Raw genomic sequence first — 24,774 nt, forward strand, 5'->3', positions numbered from 1 at the left:
TTAATAAAGCTTAATAATTAGATATACGGAATTAATGGAAGGGGAGCGACACCTTTATGTCACAAGCACAAAGTATTTTATTAGAAAGTGGAACAAATGAATTAGAGATTGTCACATATACTGTTGGTGAAAACCTATTTAGTATTAATGTAATGAAAGTACGTGAAATCATTAATCCATTCCCTGTTACAACTGTTCCAGAATCTCATCATGCAGTTGAAGGTGTTGTTCAAGTACGTGGTGAAATTTTACCTGTTATTAATTTAGCAACGGCTCTTAATTTAAAATCAACAAAGCCACTTGATCAAACGAAATTTATTATCTCTGAATTAAACCAAATGAAAGTTATTTTCCGCGTTGATGAAGTGCATCGTATTCAACGTATTTCGTGGGAACAAATTGATGAGCCAGCTTCATTATCTATGGGACTAGAGGAAACGACATCTGGTATTGTAAAGCTAGATGGAAAAATCATCTTACTATTAGATTACGAGAAAATTGTATGTGAAATTAGCGGTACTGGCTATGACAATAAATCACTTGCAGGTTTAGAGCAAAAAACGGATCGAGCTGAAAAAGTGATTTATATTGCAGAAGATTCAGCAATGCTTCGTCAAATATTAGAAGAAACATTATCATCAGCTGGATATACGAAAATGAATTTCTTCAGCAATGGTGCAGAAGCATTAGCGCAAATTGAAAAATTAGCGAAAGAGCAAGGGGAAAAAATGTTTGAACATATTCACCTGCTAATTACTGATATTGAAATGCCGAAAATGGACGGACATCATTTAACGAAAGTTGTTAAGGATAGTGAAGTAATGAATCGTTTACCGGTTATTATTTTCTCTTCATTAATTACAAATGAATTATTCCATAAAGGCGAAGCTGTAGGAGCAAATGCGCAAGTAAGTAAGCCAGATATTCAAGAGTTAATTGGCTTAGTTGATAAGTTAGTGCTGTAAAAAACGTTTTGAAAAGCTTTTTTTAGCTGGAATAGAAGCTCTAACCATGCGTGGTGGCGGTCAGTGCCTAATAGAGCTCGATGCGATGTGAGACCAGATATATGGAGTGGTTTTAGGTCAGTAGAAGAATAGAGCCTTTGATTGAGGGTTTGAAGAACTGATATACAACTCTATTTTTTAGTAGGGATGAGGGAACTAGCCACGTGTAAGTAGTACTGGCTAGTTCCTTTTTTGTATTCTATACTCTGCTGTACAGGTAGAAAGATTAAACATTTCTGGAGTGTTTGTGGCTGTATAAATAGTCTCTATTTCGAGATTTTCAATTCGTTTAATGAATAAATAGCGAGCTTGTTTATTTGAAAATATAAGAGAGCGTATTTTTGGAATATGCTAGTAAGGTTGCGTAGTAACGCAAACTTTTTCGGTGAAAATATATCCGAAATACCATATAATATAATTAATATGTAATTATACATATTAATTAAAAATAATTTTTCTATTTCTATACTTTCTATACATTTTTGTATGTTTAATATTTGACAGATAATTTCGAAATGTTATAATATGGATATGTAAAAATTGCTATTTTCTGAAAAGACATGGGAGTCAGATGAGAATTGTGAAAGGATGAGGGGGAGTGGCACAGATTATGTATCACCACACAGCAATCAATGTATTAAATCTTTTACAAAACATGTCAAATAATAAAATGAACGATGTACAACTAGAAGAGGAATTAAAAAAAATAGAGAAACAATTCCGAGTAGAGTATGAAGAATTAGTTGATTTATATAATAGAATGGTATTATTTCAAATAGATATAGAAAAAAATGGCGGGATGCGGGCGTATGAAAAATCTACAATTACATGGCTGAAGTCTGAGTTAGAGTTACTGTATGAAGTGTATCAATTTTCCCAACGTCACGGTTTAAACATTATTAATATTTCAAAATACGTCAGTAAAAAAGAGCTAAATCTTTTTCCAAAAACAGCAAGCCAATTGCAAAATACGTATTACAAATTAAAAAAATGTGAAATACCGTTTGAAAATATTGAAAAACAAAAACCAGGACGAAAGCGAAAATATGCTCCTGTAAAAGAACCAATTGTTGAAATAAAAAAAGAAAACAAACAAGAATTTAGAAATGAAGTTCCAAATACAGAGAACGAAAAAAATCTTGTAACAGTTATATCTGGTATTGTTGATAATTTTGAAACGATTAGTCAGTGTAGTGAAAGAAAAGAGCATGAACTACATCAGTTCATGGAAGGAATCTATAAGCTTTCTAGCATGGCTGCAGAGCGTTCAAAAGGTGAAAAGAATGCTCGTGGACTTGAAGGCGAGTTACATGTATTACGAGCTGAAAATGAAAGACTAAAGCGAGAAAAGGAAGAGCTTGTTCATGATATAAAAGACATGACGCATCATTTAATTCATTTCATTACGAGCTCTGATATTGATCAAATTCGCACATTGCCTTTCTTCGTAAAAGAATGTAAACAAGATTTGCATAAATTAGGGTTATATAATGCACAAGACGGTAAAATGAAAATTATGGTTGATCGTAGTGGACAGGTTATGACTGTAACGCAGTAATAAAATTTGGGTACAAAATAAAAGGGAGATACATAGTTTATATGTATTTCCCTTTTGTTTTGTATGGAATCGTTTCAAAGAAGGAAGATGCTTTTTTAAGATTGTAGTAACTTGGAAACCATTTGCGGTATTTGATTTGCTTGTGAAACCATACTAAGTGCAACTTCAGTTAACAATTTAAACTTTAAAAAATCGCTCATTTCCTGCGCCATATCCGCATCTTCAATTCGAGATGCAGCATCTGTTAACGCCATACTTTGGTTGTTTAAATTTTCAATATTAAACTGTAAACGATTCATCATAGTCCCAAGATCAGCACGATGAAGTGATACATTTTGTAAAGCCTCTTCAATTTTACGAATTACCGCTCTTGCTTCTTGTTCTGTTGAAATCTTGATGTCATGTTGTGTAGGGGAAGGGGGGATATGTTTCGTCATATTTACTGTATGACCGATATCGTCTAATGTAACAGGACGGTTTTGGCCGTCGAACACGGATAAATCATTAAACTCAGTCGTCTCGCCAATATAGCTAATTTGTTCTGTTAAAGATTGAAACTCTTTATTCAGTGAATCACGGTTTTTATTTGAATTTGTACCGTTTACAGATTGGACAGCTAAATCACGCATACGCTGTAAAATATTCGTCACAGTTTGAAGTGCAGCTTCGGCTGTGCGAAGCATCGATATTGCATCCTCATTATTACGAATTGCCACGCGCATACCACTCGCTCGTGCATGCATACGAGTCACAATTGCAATATTGGCTGGATTATCAGAAGCATGGTTTAACTTCTTACCAGTCGCCAAATGCTCCATTGCAACATTCATACGCTTCTCATTTTCATACAACGACTGCCTAGCATTCATACTCAAAACATTCGTACCAATACGCATAATAGACACTCCTTATAAAATTAATATAGTCAGTGTTCTAAAGCTAATAAACGGATATGGAAGTATAAAAGGGTTTGTACTTACTTTATCTTTTTGTTTTCATACACAGGACCAGGCTAGAATCAGCCCTGACTGCTTCTAAATATGGCTAAATCTTCTCTTCCAGCTAAGAAAAGCCTTTAATCTATCTATATAGAAAAAATAAACCTCTCCGCAAGCAGAGAGGTTTATTCAGGAAACTAACTCAAATGGCTTATTGTAATAATTTAGAAACCATTTGTGGAGTTTGGTTTGCTTGAGAAAGCATGCTGATTCCAGCTTCGTTCAAGATTTTGAACTTAGTCATTTCAGACATTTCTTTCGCCATGTCAGCATCTTCGATTTGAGAAGCAGAAGCTGCCATAGAGTTTTCTTGGCTCTTAAGGTTTGTTACGTTAAAGTCAAGGCGGTTTAATGTAGCACCTAAAGTAGCACGGCTAGAAGCAATTGTTTCTATTGCTTTGTCGATTTTTGCAACAGAAGAAGATGGATCGAATGCTGTTGCCGTAGGTGCTACTAGTGTTGCAAATTCTGTATTAATCTTTTCTGCAGCAGCTTTGAGAAGAGCATCAGTTTTAGCTGGATCAGCTACTACTTTATCATAAGCTTTGAAAGCATCTTCCATTTTTTCTACTTCTGCTGGTGTATAACCTGATTTGACTTTATTAAAAGCATTTTTTGCATCTGTAACGTCTTGAGCTTGTACTGCTGTATCTGCAGCAGCAGTTGCTAGTCGTTTCATAGAATTATTAAGTGTATCAAGATCATTTTTGTTAACTGTGTTTGAACCAATTGCTAAATCTTTAATATCTAAGTTTGTAAGTGATGCAGAATCAAGTGAAATTGTAATTTGTTTAGTTTTATCATGTGAGTCAAGAGTTTGGATATTAATAGTACTATTAGATCCGTCTAATAGTTTTTTGTCGTTAAACTCAGTGTTGTCCGCAATGTATTGAATTTGTTCTTTTAATTGATCGAATTCTTTTTGCATTGCAGCTTGGTTTTTATCAGTATTAGTACCACTTGCAGATTGGTTTGCAAGGTCACGCATACGAAGTAAGATGTTTGATACAGAGTTTAAAGCTGAGTCAGCTGTACGAATTAAAGACATACCGTCTTCTGTATTACGAGCTGCAACGTTTAAGCCACCTTCACGTGAACGCATACGAGTTGCGATTGCAAGACCTGCCGCATCGTCAGAAGCGTTGTTGATACGTTTACCGCTTGATAAACGGTCCATAGAGTTGCTCATTTTAGCTTGGTTTTGGCGCATGTACTCTTGAGTACGCATGCTATTAATGTTTGTATTAATTCTCATGTTAAGAACCCCCATTTTTTTATATTGACTTTTCTGCAAATTGAAAAACGGTAATATGCGAAAAAATCAATTTCGAGATTTATTGTAATCCTTGCTACAACGGGTGTCAACTAAAAATTCGAATTAATAAATATAAAAAAATAACAGTTTAACAATTTAGTCGTTTTTTTATTACAATATTATTAAAAGGATTATTGCAAACTTTAAAAAAAAACTCTAATATTAGATTATCTTTGTTTACCGAAAAGGTGATATTATGATAGTTGGAAATATAGTAAAAGAAGTGCTTGCATATAAGAAGGGACAAATTCAGCAAAAGCTAAGTAGTCCACAAGCATTCGTTAGTAGTCGTTTTCAAGAGAAGTTGCAGAGTGAACCTGCGAAGGAGACGAAGGGTACTGCGCAGCCGACAAGTGTAGAGGATATGAGTCAGCCGGTACAATCTACGAAAATAGAAACGGTCGTAAATAAACCGGAACAATCTATTAATAAAGTAGAGGAAGCGAGTAAGCCTGAAGAAAAAGCTGAAACGAAGAACGTAGATGAAGTGCAAGTCGCACAAAAAGAGTTTGAACGACGTTTCCCAGAAACGAAAAATGAGGCTGCTGATACGTGGGAATTAACGAAGAAGTATAATATTCAAAAAATACGTTCTTCCAATGAGGGGAAGTATGAGGATATTATTGATCGCACTAGCCGTACATACGGAATTCCGAAAACGTTAATTCAAAAAATGATTGAAGTAGAGTCTAATTTTAATCCGAAAACGGTGTCACATGCAGGTGCGATGGGTCTTATGCAGCTTATGCCAGCGAATGTGAAAGAGATGGGTATAAAAAATCCATTTTCACCAGCTGAAAGTATTGAGGGTGGTGTGAAAGAGTTAAGCGGTTATTTAAAGAAAAATAACGGCGACTTAGTATTGGCACTTGCTTCTTATAATGCTGGCCCTGGTAATGTGAGAAAGTACGGAGGCGTACCACCATTTAAAGAAACGCAAGGATATATTAAAAAAATATTAAATATCGACGTTTCAAAATAAGAAATTTCATATAGAGAGAGAACATGAAATTTTCGTGAACATGATATGGGAGTTGGCTAGATTTGAAATTACAAGATGATATTCCGTTAACAATTTATTTTGAAATCGGAAATACGAAAAAGAAAATTGAAGATTTGCTTCATATTACGAAAGGTACATTGTATCGTCTTGAAAATTCAACGAAAAATACGGTGCGTCTTATGCTTGAGAATGAAGAGATTGGAACCGGAAAGATTTTGACGAAAAACGGGAAGATGTACGTTGAAATCGTTGAATTGAAAAGGTAGGGAAGGGGATTGTCATGAGTGGCGAAAAATTAAGCCAAGAGCAAATTGATGCCCTGCTGAAGGCGGTAAATGAAGGCGAGGAAATGCCAGCTTTCGCACAAGAAGCAGGGAAGCAAGAGAAATTTCAAGAGTATGATTTTAATAGACCGGAGAAGTTCGGTGTTGAGCATTTACGTAGCTTGCAAGCAATTGCTTCTACATTTGGTAAACAAACGTCACAGACGTTGTCAGCGCGTATGCGTATTCCGATTGAGTTAGAGCCTTCTACGGTTGAACAAGTTCCATTCACGAGTGAGTATGTGGAGAAAATGCCGAAAGATTATTATTTATATTGCGTTATTGATCTTGGCCTCCCGGAGCTTGGAGAAATTGTTATTGAGATTGATTTAGCGTTCGTTATTTATATTCATGAATGTTGGCTTGGTGGAGATAGTAAGCGTAACTTTACGATGCGCAGACCACTTACCGCATTTGAGTTTTTAACACTGGATAATATTTTTATGCTCCTGTGCAAAAATTTAGAGCAATCATTTGAAAGTGTTGTGGCGATTGAACCGAAATTTGTAACGACGGAGACAGATCCGAATGCATTAAAGATTACGACAGCAAGTGATATCATTTCATTACTGAACGTAAATATGAAAACAGATTTTTGGAATACGACGGTGCGTATTGGTATTCCGTTCTTATCTGTTGAAGAAATTATGGATAAGTTAACGTCTGAAAATATTGTCGAACATTCTTCGGATAAGCGTAAAAAGTATACGTCTGAAGTGGAAGTGAAAGTAAATCAAGTGTATAAACCTGTTCACGTTGCAATTGGCGAGCAAAAAATGACAATGGGTGACATTGAACAAATTGAAGAAGGCGATATTATTCCGCTTCATACGAAAGTTTCGGATGAATTACTTGGTTATGTTGATGGAAAGCATAAATTTAATTGTTTTATTGGAAAAGATGGAACGCGTAAGGCGCTCTTATTTAAAAGTTTTGTAGAGTAGGAGGATCCATATGAAGCATGAAGTATCTCCTGTATCATTAATGGGATTAGAAGATTTTGCAGGAAAGCGAAATGAAACAAGTAAAGCACATATTGATACTGTTTCAGACATTTCGATTGAACTTGGTGTAAAGCTTGGGAAATCATCTATTACGCTCGGTGATGTGAAGCAATTAAAAGTGGGCGACGTCCTTGAAGTAGAAAAAAACTTAGGACATAAAGTAGATGTGTATTTAAGTAATATGAAAGTTGGCATTGGGGAAGCGATCGTAATGGACGAGAAGTTCGGTATTATTATTTCTGAAATTGAAGCTGACAAGAAGCAAGCTGCGCTTATGAAAGCGCAAAGTCAAATGCAAGATAAAGAGTAGAGGAGGAGTCATATGTCGTATATGACGACCTTATTTCAAGTCGTTTTACTGTTTGGTGCGCTCGGCTACGGTGCATATTATATGACGAAAAAGACGCGCAAGCAGCAGTTTTTTAAACAAGGTGAGAATGGCCATATTCAAGTAAAAGACGGCGTGTATTTAAATCATCAAACGAGCGCCTTTTTATTTGAAGTGGACGGCAAGCAAGTGTTCACTGTTATTAGTAATAACGGTGTGCAATCTGTGCAATTAACAGGAACAGGAAATCAGTTTCAACAAGCGCTAGAAGACGCGGTGAAGAGTGAAACGAAAAAAGTAGAGGATCCATCATGAGAATAAAGAAACAGTTATCATTATTAGCCGTTATTTTCGTATTTTCTATCGTTTTTTCAATTATTTTTGTAAATCCAGCGTATGCAGCCCAAAACGGTTTTATTAATTTCGAAAATGGAAAAGAGTTTACGAGTAATTCAAGCGTACAACTATTTGCACTCGTTACCCTTTTATCATTATCTTCATCTATCGTTCTATTATTTACACATTTTACTTATTTTATGATCGTTCTTGGGATTACACGTCAAGGACTTGGGGTAATGAATTTACCACCAAACCAAGTACTTGTTGGACTTGCATTATTTTTATCACTCTTTACGATGCAGCCTGTACTTGGGCAGTTAAAGAGCGATGTGTGGGATCCGATGACGAAAGAGAAAATAACTGTAAGTCAAGCTGCGGAGACGACCGCTCCGATTATGAAAGAGTATATGTCAAAGCATACGTATAAGCATGATTTAAAAATGATGCTGAAAGTGCGCGGAGAAGAGTTGCCGAAAGATTTGAAAGATCTTTCCTTATTTACGCTCGTACCATCCTTTACGTTAACGCAAATTCAAAAGGGATTGTTGACGGGGATGTTCATTTATTTAGCGTTTGTATTTATAGATTTGATTATTAGTACACTGTTAATGTACCTCGGGATGATGATGGTACCGCCGATGATTTTAAGTTTACCGTTTAAAATACTCGTTTTCGTATATTTAGGTGGATATACAAAAATCGTCGACATTATGTTTAAAACAGTCGCCTGAAGCGTTTGATGCTATGTGATAGGAGTCATATAAATGAATACGTCACCAATTATAGATATTTTTCAAACCTTTTTTTATAAAGGGGTTATGATTTTAATGCCGGTTGCCGGCGTAAGTATGATTGTCGTTATTATCATCGCTGTCATTATGGCGATGATGCAAATTCAAGAGCAAACGCTGACGTTTTTACCGAAAATGGCGAGTATTGTGCTCGTTATTATCATTTTAGGTCCGTGGATGTTTCAAGAGTTAACGACGCTTATTTTAGATTTATTTGATAAAATTCCATCGCTATTGCGTTCGTACTAAGATGGGTGAACTGAAATGAATATGGAATTATGGGCGGCGACGTTTTTTGCGTTTTGCCGCATTACTTCATTTTTATATTTTTTACCGTTTTTCTCAGGTCGATCCATTCCAGCAATGGCGAAGGTTACAGTTGGACTTGCTCTTTCCATTACAGTGGCTGATCAAGTTGATGTCTCTCACATAAAGACAACTTGGGATGTTGCAGCTTATGCAGGTACGCAAATTGTAATTGGATTATCGCTTTCAAAAATTGTAGAAATGCTGTGGAACATTCCGAAAATGGCAGGGCATATTTTAGACTTTGATATCGGTTTATCACAGGCAAGTTTGTTTGATGTAAATGCAGGATCACAGTCTACTTTACTTTCAACCATTTTTGATATATTTTTTCTTATTATTTTTATTTCACTTGGCGGCATTAATTATTTCGTTGCCACGATTTTAAAGTCGTTTCAATATACAGAGGCGATTTCAAAATTGCTGACGACTAGTTTTTTAGATAGTCTACTCGCAACGTTATTATTTGCCATAACATCAGCGGTTGAAATTGCTCTTCCACTAATGGGAAGTTTGTTCATCATTAACTTTGTTTTAATTTTAATCGCAAAAAACGCTCCGCAATTAAATATTTTTATGAATGCATTCGTAATTAAAATTACATGTGGTATTTTGTTTATTGCGATGAGTGTACCGATGCTCGGTTATGTGTTTAAAAATATGACAGATGTATTGCTTGAGGAATATACAAAACTATTTAACTTTTTCTTAACGAAGTAGGGGGACGCGCATGGCAAAGGATAATAAAACAGAAAAGGCCACCCCGCAGAAGCGTAAGAAATCGCGTGAAGAAGGGAATATTGCCCGGAGTAAAGATTTAAATAATTTATTTTCCATACTTGTATTAGCAGTTGTCGTTTACTTTTTCGGAGATTGGCTCGGCTATGAGATTGCAAATTCTGTAGCGGTACTGTTTGATCAAATTGGAAAAAATACAGATTCGACCGAGTATTTTTATTTAATGGGTATTTTATTACTAAAAGTATCAGCGCCGATATTAATACTCGTATACGCTTTTCATTTATTTAATTATATGATTCAAGTCGGTTTCTTATTTTCTTCTAAAGTCATTAAGCCGAAAGCGTCGCGTATTAACCCGAAAAACTATTTTACGAGATTGTTTAGTCGTAAAAGTTTAGTAGATATTTTGAAATCACTATTTTATATGGGGTTAATTGGTTACGTTGCTTACGTTCTCTTTAAAAAGAATTTAGAGAAGATCGTTAGTATGATTGGATTTAACTGGACTGCGTCACTTTCTGAAATTATTAGGCAAATTAAATTTATCTTTTTAGCTATTTTAATTATATTAATCGTTCTTTCTATTATTGATTTTATTTATCAAAAATGGGAGTACGAACAAGATATTAAGATGAAAAAAGAAGAAGTAAAAAGAGAGCATAAAGATAATGAAGGGGACCCACAAGTAAAGGGGAAACGAAAAAACTTTATGCATGCGATCTTGCAAGGGACAATTGCGAAGAAGATGGATGGTGCAACGTTTATTGTAAACAATCCGACTCATATTTCGGTCGTACTTCGTTACAATAAACAGCTTGATGCGGCGCCAATTGTCGTTGCAAAAGGGGAAGATGAGCTCGCATTATATATACGAACGCTTGCCCGTGAACAAGAAATACCAATGGTGGAAAACCGTCCGCTTGCTCGTTCTTTATATTATCAAGTCGAGGAAGATGAGACGATTCCAGAAGATTTATACGTAGCTGTAATTGAAGTTATGCGCTATTTAATTCAAACGAATGAACTTGAAGTATAATAGCGCGGTTGGAGGAGATCTCTTGTGTTTAAGATAGATTCTGCAAGAACCTATTTTTCTATCTTTTTAGCAGCGTCATTCGTAGTGGCGCTCTTAATTCCACTTCCACCATTTATACTTGATATCGTTATCGTTTTTTTACTAAGTATGTCAGTGCTTATTTATATGCGAGCAACAAGTATTAACGAGTGGGATGAATTAAAGTCATTTCCGACGATGCTGTTATTAATCGGGATTTTCCGCGTATCGATTAACGTATCGACGACGCGAGCGATTTTGACAGACGGAAATGCGGGGCATGTTATTGAAGAGTTCGGTCAGTTCGTAATTGGCGGGAACTTATTAATTGGTATCGTTATTTTCATAGTATTAATCATATTCCAGTTTATCGTTGCAAACGGTGCGTCTCGTACAGCTGAAGTTGCAGCTCGTTTTACACTTGATTCTTTACCGGGGAAACAAATGTCGATCGATGCTGATTTAAACCAGCGTATTATTACTGAAAAAGATGCACAGGCAAAACGAAAAAAGTTAAATATGGAAACAGAGTTTTACGGAGCGATGGATGGTGCCGGGAAGTTCATTAAAGGGGACGTTATTTTCGGGATTGTCATTTTATTCGTAAACATTATTTTCGGTTTAATTGTCGGCATGATGCAGCAGGGCATGAGCTTTGCTGACGCAGCTATTCACTATACACAGTTAACTGTCGGTGACGGAATTGTAAACCAAATTGGTTCGTTAATGCTTGCGATTTCAACTGGTATTATCGTAACACGTGTATTTGATGGTTCAGCGGATACAGTAACAGAAGGTATCTTTAAAGAGTTATTAGCACATGAAGTTGTTGTATATGCGCTTGGTGGTTTATTTATAGCAATGGGTATTTTTACTCCGCTACCATTTCTACCATTCGCACTCGTTGGTGGAACAATTATTTTCTTAGGAATTCGCAATAAAAACCGAATAAAGAAAGAAAAAGAAGATGAGCTTCAAAAAGAATTAGAAATGATTCAAGGCGAAGATGAGCAACTGCAACAAGTGGAAGATTCATTCGGAGTATTTACAGATAAATATCCAATTATTGTAGAGCTCGGTTTAGATTTAGCAGCACTTGTAAAGCAGAAGATTAACGGGGAAACAGCTCGTGATAAAGTTGTTCTTATGAGGAAGTCGATTATTACTGACCTTGGTATTAACGTTCCTGGCATTAACTTTAAAGATAATACGAGTTTTAGACCACGCGGACGTTACATTATTCGTATTAAAGGGGCGAAGGCAGCAGAAGGTGTTTTAAAATCAGGTTACTTATTAGCACTGAAAACACCGAACGTAATGGCCGATTTAGATGCAGAACCAGCGAAAGATCCAATTTTCGGTGAAGATGGATATTGGATTTTAGAGCATATGGTACAAGATGCACAAATGAAAGGCTATCAAGTATTAGAGCCGCTTAGCATATTAATTACGCATTTAGATGTTGTCGTTAGACGTAATCTTCATGAGTTAATTCAGCGTCAACATGTAAAAGACTTAATTAACTCGCTTGAAAATGATAACGGCGTTTTACTAGAGGAGATTAAGAAGAAAGAAATTGACTTATCACTCGTTCAAAATGTTATTAAACAATTGCTAAAAGAGGGTATTTCTATTCGTGATTTACCAACTATTATCGAAGGTATTATTGACGGAAAAGAAATTTATCAAAATCATGTAGACGGTGTAACGTCATTCGTCCGTGAATGTATTTCAAAAGTGATTTGTGAAAATGCAAAAAATCCTGACGGTAAAATTTATGCGGCGCTCTTCTCAGATTCAATAGAGTTAGATGCGGATGTTGTAAATAATTCATACCAAGGTTACTTATTAAACTGGGATTTAGATTTAGAAACACGTGTTGTTGAACAAGTACAGCGTGTCTTTAAACAAGCTCGTTTAATGGGAAGAGAACCAGTATTATTAACGCGTAGAAAAGATTTCAGATTTGCGATTGTAAGACTTCTTGAGCGTTATCAAGTAGAAGCACAAGTACTTTGTATTAGTGAATTAGCACCGGAAATTGTTGTAGATCAAATTGCCTATATTGAATAGTAGGGGGTGAAGTAATGGAAAGTACAGAAAAGAAAGAAGCGTTAATGCGAATAAAAGCAGCTTCGAAAAATGAATTGTATCGAAAGTTATTTGACCAATATGGTACAGATTATTATTACGTTGTCGATGAAAGTGTAAAACGAAACATCCCGTTTTTTTGGAAAAAGAATTATGAAATGTTAGTTGCTTTTCCAGAGGATAAACAGGAAGAAGTGAATGAAGGCACAGCTCAATTTCATGAACAACTAATGGATGTTGTAAATGATTCTTCAGAACAAATTGTGAAGGCGAACGGAATTCAATCGGTACTGCACAATTTAGAAAACGTGACGACTCCTATGTCATATGCGGCGATGCAAACAGGAAATAGTGAAGAGTGGACAAGAAAGAAAGAGAAACTATTAAAGCTGTTTGAAAAAGGTATCGTCGTTGTGAAACAGACGGAAGAAACGAAAGTAACGAAAAAGCAAAAAGCTGTGAAAAAAGTTGTTCCGGTCAAGAAAGAAGAAGTGGTTGTAAAAAAAGAAAACCAAGAATCTGTACCTTTTATTATTCAAAAGGTAATTCGTATGCTAGAACAAAACGATGTAGAACAATACTTCATTCATGCATATGCTGAGAAGTTAAAAGTGAAGTTTGAGAATGCAACGATGATTACAGAAGAAGAAGTGATCGGATATATATTGGAAGATATGAGATCCCATTTCAACACGGAAAACGTTTTTGAAAAAGAAGTGCAAACAATTGCATTAATCGGTCCAACTGGAGTTGGAAAAACGACGACACTTGCGAAAATGGCATGGCAGTTTCACGGAAAGAACAAAACGGTCGGTTTTATTACGACAGATCATTCGCGCATTGGAACAGTACAGCAACTGCAAGATTACGTAAAAACAATGGGATTTGAAGTAATCGCTGTACGTGATGAAGCTGCAATGACAAGAGCGCTTACGTATTTTAAAGAAGAAGCGCGCGTCGATTATATTTTAATTGATACCGCCGGAAAAAATTATCGTGCGTCAGAAACAGTAGAAGAAATGATTGAAACGATGGGACAAGTAGAGCCAGATTATATTTGTTTAACGTTATCAGCTTCGATGAAAAGTAAAGACATGATTGAAATCATTACGAATTTTAAAGATATTCATATTGATGGTATCGTATTTACGAAATTTGATGAAACAGCAAGTAGTGGTGAATTATTAAAAATTCCAGCAGTATCATCAGCTCCAATCGTATTAATGACAGACGGACAAGACGTGAAGCAACATATACATATCGCTACAGCTGAACATTTAGCGAAACAAATGTTGCAAACATCATAGAAGAGAGGTGAAGGATAAGGCAACTGCCTTATTCAAACGATTATGAACGGTCTTTATATAGGTTCTATGGGTATGATGAATTACATGCAGCGTATTAATGTTCATTCGAATAACGTTGCAAATGCTCAAACGACAGGATTTAAAGCAGAAAATATGACTTCTAAAGTGTTTGATGTACAAGACACATATCGCCGCGGAGATGGTGGTGTGACAAATATCGGTTCGACTGATTACGCTGTAGTACCAGCTGCAACGCATGTGAACTTAGTACAAGGAAATATACAAATGACAAATAGTGCTACAGATTTCTTTTTAGATGACGGTACGGCCGGCACATCATCATTTTTCGTTACATCTAAAAACGATGAAACATTTTTAACGAGAGATGGTAGTTTTACATTAAATAGTGATCGTTATCTGCAAACATCATCTGGTGCTTATGTTATGGATGTAAATAATGAACGTATTCGTATTCCAGAAAATGTTGATTTCTTCGTATCTAATAATGGAGAAATTTATAGAGAAGTTAATGAGGGCACTGAGCTTAAACCAGATCATAAGAGAGTAGTAATTGCACAATTGCAAACAAAAACAGTAGATGCAGAAGCAAATGCACGTCTCGTACAAAGAGAGAACAAAAGCTTTGCGCTAGCTGAAGGGAATATTGCTGATTTACCGAACGGAACAGGGACAGTAAAAAACCATATGCTAGAAAATTCAAATGTAGATATGACAAAAGAGATGGCTGATCTTATGACAGATCAAAAAATGATTTCAGCGTCACAACGTGTTATGACTTCATTTGATAAAATTTATGAAAAAGAAGCGAATGAAATATTGAGATAAGAGACTTCCCATAGCGGAAGTCTTTTTTTATTATTGCTTTTATTACAGTTACATCATAAAATGATAATGATTATCAATATCATTTTATCTATTTTCATAAGAATGGAATCTCATAATGATAGCAACATTTGTTTAACTAAGTGAATTAAAAATAAGGGGATGGTGTATATGTCTACAAAAAATCAACTTTGCATTGGATTATGTTTAATTTCGAGAAAGAAAGAGGAAGAGTGTATATTTGATTCGGGAGTTGATGAACAAGTAGAGTTAGCGAAACGAGCAGAAAAATCGAAGTTAGATTTTGTTTTCAAGGCAGATTATTTAGTGGCGCACCCAGATTTAATCGCTCGTAATAAAGGAAATGTCATTTTGGATCCGACGTTACTATTTACTGCTATTGCGTACGCAACAGAAAAAATCGGAGTCGTTACGACGGCTTCAACTTCGTTTTATCCACCATATATATTAGCGAGGCAATTACAATCTTTACACTGGATTAGTAACGGACGAGTAGGTTGGAATATTGTTACATCTATTGACGGCGCTGAAAACTTTGGTGAGGAAGGAATGCCATCATCTGAAGAGAGATACGCGAAAGCGGCAGAATGTACAGCGTTAGTAAGAAAACTTTGGGGTAGTCACCCTAATGAAGTATTGAAAGTAGATAATCCTGATGTTATTAGAGAGATGGTACAGCCAATAGAGCATAATGGTGAATACTTTAAGGTGAAAGGTCCACTTAATATTCCGCAGCATATGTCAGGGGAAATGCCATTATTTCAAGCGGGTGCTTCAGAGTCAGGCCGGAATTTTGCTGCTTCTGTTGCGGATGCAATTTTTGCTGCAACGCCAGATGTAGAGTCAGGAATGGAACTGCGTCAAGATTTAAGAAGAAGAGCCGAACAGCATGGCCGAAAGCAAGAGGATATACGCGTATTACCTGGATTATATTTCTTTATCGGTGATACATATGAAGAAGCATTAGAAATGCATAGGCAAGCTCATCAACATCTCACAAAAGAAAAGAGATATGCGTTACTTGAAATGGTTCTCGGACTAGATGCTAGAGGAATTCCACTAGAAAGTAAGATTACGGAAGAGATGCTGCCAAGTCGAGATCAAACTGTTCGCAGTAAAACACACGCTGAATTATTACGGAACTACATTATTAAAAATGAACCAATACTTGAACAAATACTAGAACGACCAGAAGTTGTTGGATCGGCTCATTGGGTTGCGGTTGGTACAGCGCAAGACGTTGCGAAACAAATTATGGATAGATTTGAGGCAGGAGCGTTAGATGGATTTATTGCTATTCCAGGAGGACCGCCAAAGTCACTAGATCTATTCTTTAGTGAAGTTATTCCTTTATTCGTGAAGGCCGGTGTATTTAGAGAAGAGTATAAGGGTTCTACTTTACGTGAACATCTGGGGGAGAACTTATCAAATGCTTTGCAGTTAAAATAAGTAGAATAGTATGTAGAAAAAGCCTTTCATAAGAAGGCTTTTTATTTTTAGTTTAAATTTCAGAATTATCAATTGACTTTATGAGTCTGTTTTTTTATATTAGTAGGTATAGTAATAACTACTAATATCCATGCAGCGTTTTGAAGTGAAAGTTATATAGATTGTGAGGGGTTATCGATGGATGAAATTATAAAGGAATTACAAAAGTTAGGTTTTTCCCAGTACGAATGTAAAGCGTATATTGGCCTACTAAAACATTCCCCAGTAACTGGGTATGAAGTGAGTAAACAAACAGGGGTGCCTCGTTCGATGATTTATGAAGTGCTCGGTAAATTAATGGATAAAGGAGCGGTGCATATCGTTCCGTCAGAACCTGTGAAATATGTACCAGTACCAGCTACCGAATTAATGAATCGAATGCGAAAAGATTTTGAGAAGTCCTTTGAATTTTTAGACGAGAAATTAAATTGTTTAGAGCAAGAGCGACAAATAGATGTAATTTCGCATATTCGTTCAAATGATCGTGTATTAAAAGAAATATGCAATATAATTAGTAGAGCAAAGGAAGAGTTATGGATTTCTGTATGGGAAGATCAAGTGCATGAAATTGAGCCATATATTCGTCAAAAGGAAGAGGAAGGTGTACATATATTTTCAATCTTATTTGGCGCTCCAAATACAAAAATAGGCGCGACGTTTCACCATAATTATATGACGCCCCACGTTGTTGAAAAGAGAATGGGTGGTCATTTAACTGTTATTGCTCGTGATGGAGAGGAAGTATTAATTGCGAACTTCTCAAATGATAGCACGTCATGGGCCGTTACAACGTATGACCCAGCTTTAGTTCTCGTTGCTACAGAGTATGTGCGGCACGATATTATGGTTGAAGAAATCACGAAGGAATTTGGAGCTGATAAGTTAGATACGTTGTGGCGTGAAAATATAGATTTAGTTCATGTCGTAACAGGAAAACGAACTTTAGAAGGAATGGAGGGTGATAGAGATGAGTAAAGCTCAGGCACATGTAGTTTTGCAGAGCGATGATACATTTCAGCAAGGAGTAAAAGATTGTTTACCAACTGTATTTGGTTATTTGAGCATCGGCATAGCAGCTGGTGTAATTGCAAAAACAGCGGGTTTCTCCATCATTGAAATTGCGTTTATGTCCACTTTAATTTATGCAGGTTCTGCCCAATTTATATTAGCTGGTATGTATGCAGCTGGCGCTCCTGCTTCAGCAATTATCTTCACTGTATTTTTTGTTAATTTACGCCATTTATTAATGAGTGCAGCGCTTGCGCCGTATTTTACGAAAATTCCTCTATTTAAAAACTTAATCATCGGTTCGCAAATTACAGATGAAACTTTCGGCGTTGCAGTGCAGCATGCAGCGCAAAAAGGATACTTAGGTGAGAGATGGATGATCGGGCTTAACGTAACAGCGTATTTAAATTGGATTCTTGCTACTATTATTGGCGGGCTGTTTGGTGAATGGATACCAGATCCGCATACGTACGGGATGGATTATGCATTACCAGCGATGTTTATCGGATTATTTGTACTTCAGCTCATCAGTAGTAAACCGAAACTAGCAATTCATCTTACTGTTGCAATTGTAGCGATTATAATCGCATACGTTTCACACTTATTTATGCCAGATAGTATAGCGGTTATTATCGCAACATTACTAGCTGCGACGATTGGAGTTGTGATTGAAAAATGGAAATGAGATTAGACGTACTATTACTTTTACTAGCAGCTGGAGCTGTCACACTCGTGCCACGTATTTTACCTCTACTCGTATTTAGCAAACTACAGATTCCAGACTGGGGTTTAAAATGGTTAAATTACATACCAATTGCGATATTAGCATCACTTTTAGCACAAGTGCTATTTATGCATGAGACGATGCAGTGGGATTATCTTATCGCAGCAATCCCAACATTTCTTGTTGCGATATATACTCGTAGTTTATTAGGTACAGTATTAACGGGAGTGATTGTGATTATTTTGTTACGTTTCTTTTTCTAAAAAGGATTACGCTCATATAATAGCGAAAGGTGTAATAACATGAAAGATATAGGGGTGGTGTTATGATACTTTTAACGATAGGAGCAATTTTGTTAACGTTGTTTATTTTCTTTATTATCGGCTTCATTACGTTTATGATGTTTGTTGATAAGGCGACACCTCAAATATATTATACACCTTGTGAATCAGTGACAGTAAAAACTAAAGGTAAACATAGAAGGAAGAAAAGTTGATTGTTGGCTTTTCTTCCTTTTTCTATTACATCTTCGAAAGAACTAACAACAATAACCCAAATAAAAAACTAATAAAGGAAAGAAAACCAATACATATTGAGAACACACGATTGTTTCTCCATTCGCGCCAGAAAACGATACATCCTAAAATACAAAGAAAAAACCAAATGGGCAGGAATATGAACTCGCTAACTTTCTCGGGAAGTAAACCATAAAAAGTTGTTACATATAAGATCCAATTTGTAAAAAATAAAATGCAAACGATAATAGATTGTAAGTGGGGGCGTTTGAAAAGCTCCCCTTTTTTTATAGTTATAAAAATGCTAGTTAGCGCAAATATAAAGGCGATGAATATGAAACTAAGTAAGAGTAATGTAAGCGTCATTTGAATCTCCTTTATAAGATTGTTCTTACAAGAAATGAATCTATTACATTGTATGCCTGTTTTGTAGAGTTCTCGCTATATTTTTCAGTGTACGGATTTAGAAATCCATGTTCACCGTGTAGTTGTTGTATTTCTAGTAAAGGATTGTTTTGTTGTTGCAATGTTTGAATTAAAGAGGATACTGAAAAACTAGCTTCTTTTTCAGGGAAAATAAGTAGGGTAGCACATGTTGGTTTCATACGAATATAGTCACGTATACGGGAACCGTAACATCCGATAATAAAATCTATTTTCGGATTGTTACTGCATAGCCATGAGATGGTAGCACCAACACTAAAGCCAATCAGTCCAATATGTGTGTAACTATTAGAAAGACAAGTAATGAATTCTTCAATTTGCTTTTTTCCATCCTCAAATCCAATATGATTCATAAAAAAATGATATGCTTTTTCTTCATCACTATAATGAAATGCATGTTGCGATTGTAGAAGATTAGGACAGAATACATCTATATGAGATGAAGTAAAGTGTTGGATAACGTGATGCATATGGTCGTTTACACCATATATTTCATGAACAGCAACGAGAGCTAATTTTGTCTTCATCGTTACAATGTACCTCTATGAAACTTAAAGTCTTTCTCAACAAGGCAGATGCGCAGGTGGAAGTTTTCATACCATTGCTCGCGGCCTCTTTTTTTCGCTTCTTTATGTAAGGCGTTTTGTTTCCAATTTTCAATTGCCTCAAGTGATTCCCAATAAGAAATTGTAATTCCGAGTCCTGAATGATCTCGTGCACTTTCCACACCTAAAAATCCAGGTTGCTGCTTTGCAAGTTCCTCCATTTTGTCGGCAACGCTACTATAATCTGTCGTATCATTTGATAAATTAGAAGTAAATATAACTGCATAATAAGACTTGTTTTTTTCTAAATTAGATGCCATTATTTTTCCCCCTTAATGTATAGTGTGAATAATTAATCCATAGTTTGTATTTTAGCAGGTCATAAAAAGAAAAGAAGTAGAAAATTCTTATTTTTTCAGCTCCTGTAAAATAGAAGATAGAAGAAATTTATAATAAGTAATCTAAAGGAAGAAAAATGCCACTTCAAAATCGAAGTGGCATTTTTTATATTTCCTCTAAGCTATTAACTGGAACAGTTAATTCGCGTTTTGGATTTGTTACTTCATATATGCGGGCGGTTTCGTTGCTTTCATCGACGTGTTGAATCATAACAGGCATGCCTTGAAAACTGACATTGGCTTCTTCAGATGACTCGGAAAGCTCTTTTGCGCGTTGTATATTCATTTATATTCCTCCCATCATTATTATCTTTGCAAAAAAGGAGGAATAATATACCATTTCGAGACATTTTTAAAGTTTTTGTATTATTTGTAATGTTTCTTTAATAAATGAAGAGAAGATGGAATCAGGATAGCCATCTATCGCTTGAACTGCTTCTTTTGCTTCTTTCAAGGCAGATTTTTTATCTTGAAGTTCTATATAGCAAAGAGCACGATAAGATCCAGCTGTTAATAACCACGATTGATCAAGTGGATGGCTCATATACTCTGGTATGGTAGCGTGTTTTAATGTTTCTAAAGCGTCCTTATAACGTTTTAAGCCATACAAAGATTTTCCTTTTTCAAGATAATGCAGTCCATCGTCTTGAAAAATGGGGTCATCTTTTAGTTTTTCTCGGAATTGTTCTAGGTGTTCTAATGCAATTGTATATTCATTCGTAACGGTGTTATAGTAATAAGCTTTTAATATATGTATATTTGCAGCGGATAAAGTATCTTCTGTAAATATGGCAAATTGCTCAGATTTTTTTATGTAATATAAATATCGTTCTTTATCAGTTGTAATGATTTTTTGATAAGATAAAATACGATAAAATTCATCTGTTTTATAATACACTTGATGTTTTTTTGAAAATGCAAGTGCATCTAAAATGACTCTCTCACAGTTTCCATAATCGCCAAAAGCGAGTAAAATAATTGCTTCTTTTAAGTATAATTGTATATGTGTAATAAGATCCATTTCTAAATTCTTCGATTTATAGTCATCACGAATCGTGGTAATCATCTGTAAACATTCTTTATATTTTTTACGTTTGAAGAGCATATAGTAAAACAGTAGTTTCGTTTCAGTGCTTTCTCGATATAAAGTATATTTTTCAAATATAGAAACAGCAGTTTCAACGTAATATTCAATATTATAATCGTTCATAATAGCTGCTCCTGTTAGGAACTGTTTATATAAACGAGCTGTATTTAAAGTAGAAGGTAGGTCTTTTTGAACAATTGGTAGTAGAGTTTCATATACTTCATCACATTTATTCTTTATGAGTTGATCCATTTTTGTAATGAGTTCTACAATTTCATCATCGTCTTCCTCTAATAAAAAACTCGTTTCACATTCAAGTTTTTCTGCAATATATTGTAATGTTTTCATGGAAGGGGTAGCTTTTCCATTTTCAATTTGACTTAGCATACTTTTTGTCAGTTCTGAACCTGCTATTTCTGTTTGAGTAAGCTTTTTTTCTTTTCGTAACGTTTTAATTTTTTCGCCTAGAGTAGCCATCTCATGCTCCTTTATAATTAAAAAGTTAAATACAATTTAACTTTTTGTTGTAAAAATTGGAAAGTTGATTATATAATAAGTTTAACACAATTTAACTTTTAAGGGGAGAGTGTCATTATGGGAGATATAAGTATAGGAGAAAATGATGCAAGAATGAAAGTTGCAACGAGAAATATTATTTTAATGATGATTGGAAAAATGACGTCCTTGTTAGGGGCGGGTATTTATACGTTTGCCATGGGGTTATACGTATTAAAGACAACTGGTTCAGGGATGGGGTTTGCTATTACGCTCGTTTGTGGATCACTTCCAAGGATGATTTGTGGTCCGATTGCGGGTGCTGTAGCTGACCGCGTGAATCGTAAGTGGCTTGTCATCGGCACTGATTTATTAAGTAGCTTAACGATGCTTATTATGTTTATTCTTGCTACTATATTTGGACCATCACTTCTTTTTATTTATGTTTCAGCAGCATTATTATCAATTTGTGCAAGTTTTTATTCTGTTGCATTAACTTCGTCTATTCCTAATTTAGTAGATGAGGGGCGTATTCAGAAAGCGAGTGCTTTAAATCAAACGGCGGCTTCTTTATCAAATATATTAGGGCCGATTATTGGCGGAGTTGTATTTGGCTTCTTTTCCATTAAGTCGTTCTTTTTGTTAAATAGTATTACGTTCTTTTTAGCGGTTATTTTGCAATTATTTATTGTATTTGATTTATATAAAAAAGAAGTGGCTGAGAGTAAAGCGCGTTTCTTGACGAGTATAAAAGAAGGATTTTCATATGTAAAACGGCAGCATGAAATATATGGTTTAATGAAAATAGCATTGTGGGTAAACTTTTTTGCGTGTGGGCTAACCGTAGCACTTCCATATATTATCGTCCATACATTGCATCTATCTTCAAAGCAACTCGGTACTGTAGAGGGAATGTTAGCAGTCGGGATGCTAATGGGTGCGATTGCTTTATCGGTGCGTAAAGAAGTGAATAATCCGTTTCGTTCTATTTATACTGGGCTGTTTTTGTTTGCGGGTTTAAGTTTATGTACAGTCTTCCCATTGGTAGTTACCATTTCAAAAGGGGCAAGTTTTATTTACTATATTGCTTTTATGATGTTAACGGGTATAGCAATTATGATTGTAAATATTCCGATGCAAGTACATATGCAAAAAACGACAGATCCGAGCTACTTAGGGCGTGTGTTTGGTCTACTTGAAACAATTGCTACTGCAATCGCACCACTCGGTATGATTGTATATGGATTATTATTAGATATGTTGCCAACTAGCATTGTTATGATGACGATAGGCGGAGGTTTATTGTTAGTTGTATTAGTTGGAGTAAAGCAACATATGGCGAAAAAACAAGTAGATGTATCGGCTTAAAAATAAGAAAATAATAAAAATTTGACTTATCATTATAAAAATGACCAAATTAGTATTTTAGTTTTTGAAACTCTTTTTCATGTATGTTACAGTATAGTGAGCAGGCAAAGAAAAGGAGAAAACATCATGAAAAAATTAAGTTTTGTTATGCTTTTTCTATTAGTCGTAATGGCTGGATGCAGTAATTATGACACGTATATTGAAACAGGTATGCAATCATTGAAAAATGAAAAATATAGTGATGCGATTATGTGGTTTGAAAAAGCGGAAAAAGAGAAAACAGGAAATGAAGCGAAAGCATATAAAGAAGTCGCTCAGTTATTGGATCGTGGTGCGACAGCATTAAAAGATGGTAAGTATTTAGAAACGAAAGATATTGCAAATGAAGTGCTACAAAAGAAAAAAGACGATGAACTTGAAAAAGCTGTAACATCAAATGCAGAGGATATGCTTCAAAAAGCAAAAGATGTGGAAAAGAAAGTAAATGAAAGAGTGGCAAAACGGAGAAAAGTAGAAGAAGAAGGAATCGATAAACTCATTAAAGCTGTCGACAGTATAGATGATGTAAAAGAAAAAGAGAAGAAAGTTTCAGAAGCATTAGATAAGGCTGAAGAGGCACAAGAAAAAATTGAAGCAAAGAAAAATAAATAGAGTAATAGTTTAAAAGGCTGTCGTGTATAACGACAGCCTTTTAATTTTTTGTTGCATAAGAAGTGATGCTATGTAGTAAAAAAGAAATAATTTTAGAATTCCACCTGTCCTCATGATGAATCGTATAAATGTTACGTTGAAATTCAAATCCAGGGATGGGTATGTAGCATAGTTCATTTCGGTGTACTTCTTGTTCAATAGCGAGTTTAGAAATAAAAGCAACTCCATTACCATATTTTAAAATTTGTTTCATCGTTTCTAATGAATCTAATTCAATTTCAGATTGGAACGTAATGTTATGTTCTAACATCCATTGCGTAAGTAAATCTCTCGTTGTAGATGGGTTACGGTGCAATAGTATACGTTCTTTTTCAATATCTTGTAATGATACATTTTCTTTTTTTGAAAAATGATGTTCTTTGGAGAAAGCAAGAACAAGTGTATCAGGTATTATTTTTGTTTCTTTTAAAAGTGATTCATCAAACGGTGCCGCAGAAATTACCCCGAGATCAATTTCATGATTTTGTAGCATTACTCGAATTTCAGGAGCTGTTTTTACCATAATTGTTATTTTTATATTTGGGAATTCGCATTGAAATTGGTGAATAATTTCTGGTAAAAGATAAGTCGCTGGTACATAACTAGCGCCAATTGTTATAGCACCTTTATGAAAATCTTTAAACTCTTGCGTGACCCGCCTAGCTTCTTTCATAAGTGCATCTATTTTACAAGCATAATGATGCAGTGCCTCACCAGCCTCTGTTAAGAAATATCTTCCAGAACGTAATTCAAATAAAGGCACACCGAGTTCCTCTTCTAAGCTTTTTATATGGAATGTAATAGTAGGTTGTTTAACACCAAGTTTTTCTGCAACTATCGTAAGTTTTTTATATTTCTTAATAAGCACTACAATTTCTAATTTTAAGAGATTCATTATGAGCTGCCGCCTTTTTTATTTTAACTATAGAAAAAATCTATAGAAATAAATAGTTTATTAGAAGTTTTTTAATTTAATCTTTACAGTA

Annotated in this window: 29 protein-coding genes; 21 read left to right on the forward strand and 8 right to left on the reverse strand. The window is 35.2% G+C overall.

Annotated elements, in window-relative coordinates:
• Positions 1-56: 56 nt before the first annotated feature.
• Positions 57-965 (forward strand): chemotaxis protein, encoded by a 909-nt coding sequence (locus tag J0835_RS08435; protein ID WP_064459934.1) that lies wholly within the window; start codon positions 57-59, stop codon positions 963-965.
• A gap of 649 nt (positions 966-1,614) precedes the next feature.
• A complete protein-coding gene (locus tag J0835_RS08440) occupies positions 1,615-2,562 on the forward strand; it encodes a DNA-binding domain-containing protein (protein WP_097864569.1) in 948 nt (315 codons plus the stop codon).
• 95 nt (positions 2,563-2,657) lie between these two features.
• On the opposite strand, the gene J0835_RS08445 is transcribed toward J0835_RS08440, so the two are convergent.
• Together J0835_RS08445 and J0835_RS08450 are read right to left on the reverse strand one after the other, a co-directional pair.
• Complete coding sequence (locus tag J0835_RS08445; protein ID WP_087980063.1) at positions 2,658-3,458, reverse strand: flagellin N-terminal helical domain-containing protein; 801 nt, start codon at positions 3,456-3,458, stop codon at positions 2,658-2,660.
• A gap of 253 nt (positions 3,459-3,711) precedes the next feature.
• Positions 3,712-4,815 carry a flagellin N-terminal helical domain-containing protein gene (locus J0835_RS08450; protein ID WP_087980064.1) on the reverse strand — a complete coding sequence of 368 codons (1,104 nt, stop codon included), beginning with the start codon at positions 4,813-4,815 and terminating at the stop codon, positions 3,712-3,714.
• A gap of 256 nt (positions 4,816-5,071) precedes the next feature.
• Between J0835_RS08450 and J0835_RS08455 the strand changes: the two genes are divergently transcribed.
• The 17 genes from J0835_RS08455 to J0835_RS08535 all read left to right on the forward strand — a co-directional run bounded on the left by J0835_RS08455 (position 5,072) and on the right by J0835_RS08535 (position 18,742).
• A complete protein-coding gene (locus tag J0835_RS08455; RefSeq protein WP_087980065.1) occupies positions 5,072-5,857 on the forward strand; it encodes a lytic transglycosylase domain-containing protein in 786 nt (261 codons plus the stop codon).
• Between the two features lie 62 nt (positions 5,858-5,919).
• Complete coding sequence (locus J0835_RS08460) at positions 5,920-6,144, forward strand: flagellar motor switch protein FliN (protein ID WP_000775712.1); 225 nt, start codon at positions 5,920-5,922, stop codon at positions 6,142-6,144.
• Between the two features lie 14 nt (positions 6,145-6,158).
• Positions 6,159-7,145 carry a flagellar motor switch protein FliM gene (gene fliM, locus J0835_RS08465; protein ID WP_001994815.1) on the forward strand — a complete coding sequence of 329 codons (987 nt, stop codon included), beginning with the start codon at positions 6,159-6,161 and terminating at the stop codon, positions 7,143-7,145.
• 10 nt (positions 7,146-7,155) lie between these two features.
• Positions 7,156-7,515, forward strand: coding sequence for a flagellar motor switch protein FliN (fliN, locus tag J0835_RS08470; RefSeq protein ID WP_048561255.1), 360 nt, complete (start codon positions 7,156-7,158; stop codon positions 7,513-7,515).
• Between the two features lie 12 nt (positions 7,516-7,527).
• Positions 7,528-7,848, forward strand: coding sequence for a hypothetical protein (locus J0835_RS08475; RefSeq protein ID WP_000121176.1), 321 nt, complete (start codon positions 7,528-7,530; stop codon positions 7,846-7,848).
• Positions 7,845-8,603 carry a flagellar type III secretion system pore protein FliP gene (locus tag J0835_RS08480; RefSeq protein WP_001220586.1) on the forward strand — a complete coding sequence of 253 codons (759 nt, stop codon included), beginning with the start codon at positions 7,845-7,847 and terminating at the stop codon, positions 8,601-8,603. The genes J0835_RS08475 and J0835_RS08480 overlap by 4 nt, the downstream gene beginning before the upstream one ends.
• Positions 8,604-8,636: 33 nt before the next feature.
• Positions 8,637-8,912: a flagellar biosynthetic protein FliQ gene (locus tag J0835_RS08485; RefSeq protein ID WP_001098085.1), complete on the forward strand. Its 276-nt coding sequence runs from the start codon at positions 8,637-8,639 to the stop codon at positions 8,910-8,912.
• A gap of 15 nt (positions 8,913-8,927) precedes the next feature.
• Positions 8,928-9,689, forward strand: coding sequence for a flagellar biosynthetic protein FliR (locus J0835_RS08490; RefSeq protein WP_001055715.1), 762 nt, complete (start codon positions 8,928-8,930; stop codon positions 9,687-9,689).
• A gap of 10 nt (positions 9,690-9,699) precedes the next feature.
• Positions 9,700-10,746, forward strand: coding sequence for a flagellar type III secretion system protein FlhB (gene flhB, locus J0835_RS08495; RefSeq protein WP_048561253.1), 1,047 nt, complete (start codon positions 9,700-9,702; stop codon positions 10,744-10,746).
• Between the two features lie 24 nt (positions 10,747-10,770).
• Positions 10,771-12,837: a flagellar biosynthesis protein FlhA gene (gene flhA / locus J0835_RS08500; RefSeq protein WP_000472554.1), complete on the forward strand. Its 2,067-nt coding sequence runs from the start codon at positions 10,771-10,773 to the stop codon at positions 12,835-12,837.
• 14 nt (positions 12,838-12,851) lie between these two features.
• Positions 12,852-14,162, forward strand: a complete 1,311-nt coding sequence (flhF, locus tag J0835_RS08505) for a flagellar biosynthesis protein FlhF (RefSeq protein WP_087980066.1) — start codon at positions 12,852-12,854, stop codon at positions 14,160-14,162.
• Between the two features lie 42 nt (positions 14,163-14,204).
• Positions 14,205-15,008, forward strand: a complete 804-nt coding sequence (locus tag J0835_RS08510) for a flagellar basal-body rod protein FlgG (protein ID WP_087980067.1) — start codon at positions 14,205-14,207, stop codon at positions 15,006-15,008.
• 168 nt (positions 15,009-15,176) lie between these two features.
• A complete protein-coding gene (locus tag J0835_RS08515; protein WP_087980068.1) occupies positions 15,177-16,475 on the forward strand; it encodes an NtaA/DmoA family FMN-dependent monooxygenase in 1,299 nt (432 codons plus the stop codon).
• 177 nt (positions 16,476-16,652) lie between these two features.
• Positions 16,653-17,489, forward strand: coding sequence for a TrmB family transcriptional regulator (locus J0835_RS08520; RefSeq protein ID WP_087980069.1), 837 nt, complete (start codon positions 16,653-16,655; stop codon positions 17,487-17,489).
• Positions 17,482-18,207, forward strand: a complete 726-nt coding sequence (locus tag J0835_RS08525; protein ID WP_087980070.1) for an AzlC family ABC transporter permease — start codon at positions 17,482-17,484, stop codon at positions 18,205-18,207. Before J0835_RS08520 ends, J0835_RS08525 begins: the two co-directional genes overlap by 8 nt.
• Positions 18,198-18,509 (forward strand): AzlD domain-containing protein, encoded by a 312-nt coding sequence (locus J0835_RS08530; protein WP_000425949.1) that lies wholly within the window; start codon positions 18,198-18,200, stop codon positions 18,507-18,509. The genes J0835_RS08525 and J0835_RS08530 overlap by 10 nt, the downstream gene beginning before the upstream one ends.
• Before the next feature lie 62 nt (positions 18,510-18,571).
• Positions 18,572-18,742: a DUF3951 domain-containing protein gene (locus J0835_RS08535; protein WP_000602236.1), complete on the forward strand. Its 171-nt coding sequence runs from the start codon at positions 18,572-18,574 to the stop codon at positions 18,740-18,742.
• Positions 18,743-18,767: 25 nt separating this feature from the next.
• Here J0835_RS08535 and J0835_RS08540 read toward each other — a convergent pair whose 3' ends face one another.
• The 5 genes from J0835_RS08540 to J0835_RS08560 form a co-directional block, all read right to left on the reverse strand.
• On the reverse strand, positions 18,768-19,127 hold the full coding sequence (locus J0835_RS08540; protein ID WP_087980071.1) for a hypothetical protein: 360 nt from the start codon (positions 19,125-19,127) through the stop codon (positions 18,768-18,770).
• Between the two features lie 11 nt (positions 19,128-19,138).
• Positions 19,139-19,732, reverse strand: a complete 594-nt coding sequence (locus tag J0835_RS08545) for a dienelactone hydrolase family protein (RefSeq protein WP_087980072.1) — start codon at positions 19,730-19,732, stop codon at positions 19,139-19,141.
• 2 nt (positions 19,733-19,734) lie between these two features.
• On the reverse strand, positions 19,735-20,070 hold the full coding sequence (locus J0835_RS08550; protein ID WP_087980073.1) for an antibiotic biosynthesis monooxygenase family protein: 336 nt from the start codon (positions 20,068-20,070) through the stop codon (positions 19,735-19,737).
• A gap of 184 nt (positions 20,071-20,254) precedes the next feature.
• The gene (locus J0835_RS08555) at positions 20,255-20,434 is read right to left on the reverse strand and encodes an H-type small acid-soluble spore protein (RefSeq protein ID WP_001025736.1); all 180 of its coding nucleotides are present in this window, start codon (positions 20,432-20,434) and stop codon (positions 20,255-20,257) included.
• Between the two features lie 66 nt (positions 20,435-20,500).
• Positions 20,501-21,712, reverse strand: a complete 1,212-nt coding sequence (locus J0835_RS08560) for a helix-turn-helix domain-containing protein (protein ID WP_087980074.1) — start codon at positions 21,710-21,712, stop codon at positions 20,501-20,503.
• 117 nt (positions 21,713-21,829) lie between these two features.
• Between J0835_RS08560 and J0835_RS08565 the strand changes: the two genes are divergently transcribed.
• On the forward strand, positions 21,830-23,098 hold the full coding sequence (locus J0835_RS08565; RefSeq protein ID WP_087980075.1) for an MFS transporter: 1,269 nt from the start codon (positions 21,830-21,832) through the stop codon (positions 23,096-23,098).
• 126 nt (positions 23,099-23,224) lie between these two features.
• Positions 23,225-23,749 carry a DUF4398 domain-containing protein gene (locus J0835_RS08570; protein ID WP_087980076.1) on the forward strand — a complete coding sequence of 175 codons (525 nt, stop codon included), beginning with the start codon at positions 23,225-23,227 and terminating at the stop codon, positions 23,747-23,749.
• A gap of 40 nt (positions 23,750-23,789) precedes the next feature.
• Here the strand turns inward: J0835_RS08570 and J0835_RS08575 are convergent, their stop codons facing one another.
• On the reverse strand, positions 23,790-24,683 hold the full coding sequence (locus J0835_RS08575; protein ID WP_087980077.1) for a LysR family transcriptional regulator: 894 nt from the start codon (positions 24,681-24,683) through the stop codon (positions 23,790-23,792).
• Positions 24,684-24,774: the final 91 nt, after the last annotated feature.

The organism is Bacillus cereus group sp. Sample62 (assembly GCF_036851315.1).
Taxonomy (GTDB): domain Bacteria; phylum Bacillota; class Bacilli; order Bacillales; family Bacillaceae_G; genus Bacillus_A; species Bacillus_A wiedmannii.

Coding starts and splice junctions, on each gene's coding strand:
- J0835_RS08540 (WP_087980071.1), bottom strand. CDS start 19,127: ATGACGCTTACATTACTCTTACTTAGTTTCATATTCATCGCCTTTATA.
- J0835_RS08570 (WP_087980076.1), top strand. CDS start 23,225: ATGAAAAAATTAAGTTTTGTTATGCTTTTTCTATTAGTCGTAATGGCT.
- J0835_RS08490 (WP_001055715.1), top strand. CDS start 8,928: ATGAATATGGAATTATGGGCGGCGACGTTTTTTGCGTTTTGCCGCATT.
- J0835_RS08445 (WP_087980063.1), bottom strand. CDS start 3,458: ATGCGTATTGGTACGAATGTTTTGAGTATGAATGCTAGGCAGTCGTTG.
- J0835_RS08520 (WP_087980069.1), top strand. CDS start 16,653: ATGGATGAAATTATAAAGGAATTACAAAAGTTAGGTTTTTCCCAGTAC.
- J0835_RS08555 (WP_001025736.1), bottom strand. CDS start 20,434: ATGAATATACAACGCGCAAAAGAGCTTTCCGAGTCATCTGAAGAAGCC.
- J0835_RS08545 (WP_087980072.1), bottom strand. CDS start 19,732: ATGAAGACAAAATTAGCTCTCGTTGCTGTTCATGAAATATATGGTGTA.
- J0835_RS08450 (WP_087980064.1), bottom strand. CDS start 4,815: ATGAGAATTAATACAAACATTAATAGCATGCGTACTCAAGAGTACATG.
- J0835_RS08515 (WP_087980068.1), top strand. CDS start 15,177: ATGTCTACAAAAAATCAACTTTGCATTGGATTATGTTTAATTTCGAGA.
- fliN (WP_048561255.1), top strand. CDS start 7,156: ATGAAGCATGAAGTATCTCCTGTATCATTAATGGGATTAGAAGATTTT.
- J0835_RS08455 (WP_087980065.1), top strand. CDS start 5,072: ATGATAGTTGGAAATATAGTAAAAGAAGTGCTTGCATATAAGAAGGGA.
- J0835_RS08435 (WP_064459934.1), top strand. CDS start 57: ATGTCACAAGCACAAAGTATTTTATTAGAAAGTGGAACAAATGAATTA.
- J0835_RS08475 (WP_000121176.1), top strand. CDS start 7,528: ATGTCGTATATGACGACCTTATTTCAAGTCGTTTTACTGTTTGGTGCG.
- flhF (WP_087980066.1), top strand. CDS start 12,852: ATGGAAAGTACAGAAAAGAAAGAAGCGTTAATGCGAATAAAAGCAGCT.
- J0835_RS08485 (WP_001098085.1), top strand. CDS start 8,637: ATGAATACGTCACCAATTATAGATATTTTTCAAACCTTTTTTTATAAA.
- J0835_RS08565 (WP_087980075.1), top strand. CDS start 21,830: ATGGGAGATATAAGTATAGGAGAAAATGATGCAAGAATGAAAGTTGCA.
- flhB (WP_048561253.1), top strand. CDS start 9,700: ATGGCAAAGGATAATAAAACAGAAAAGGCCACCCCGCAGAAGCGTAAG.
- J0835_RS08575 (WP_087980077.1), bottom strand. CDS start 24,683: ATGAATCTCTTAAAATTAGAAATTGTAGTGCTTATTAAGAAATATAAA.
- J0835_RS08440 (WP_097864569.1), top strand. CDS start 1,615: ATGTATCACCACACAGCAATCAATGTATTAAATCTTTTACAAAACATG.
- J0835_RS08510 (WP_087980067.1), top strand. CDS start 14,205: ATGAACGGTCTTTATATAGGTTCTATGGGTATGATGAATTACATGCAG.
- J0835_RS08550 (WP_087980073.1), bottom strand. CDS start 20,070: ATGGCATCTAATTTAGAAAAAAACAAGTCTTATTATGCAGTTATATTT.
- fliM (WP_001994815.1), top strand. CDS start 6,159: ATGAGTGGCGAAAAATTAAGCCAAGAGCAAATTGATGCCCTGCTGAAG.
- J0835_RS08480 (WP_001220586.1), top strand. CDS start 7,845: ATGAGAATAAAGAAACAGTTATCATTATTAGCCGTTATTTTCGTATTT.
- J0835_RS08560 (WP_087980074.1), bottom strand. CDS start 21,712: ATGGCTACTCTAGGCGAAAAAATTAAAACGTTACGAAAAGAAAAAAAG.
- J0835_RS08535 (WP_000602236.1), top strand. CDS start 18,572: ATGATACTTTTAACGATAGGAGCAATTTTGTTAACGTTGTTTATTTTC.
- J0835_RS08525 (WP_087980070.1), top strand. CDS start 17,482: ATGAGTAAAGCTCAGGCACATGTAGTTTTGCAGAGCGATGATACATTT.
- J0835_RS08530 (WP_000425949.1), top strand. CDS start 18,198: ATGGAAATGAGATTAGACGTACTATTACTTTTACTAGCAGCTGGAGCT.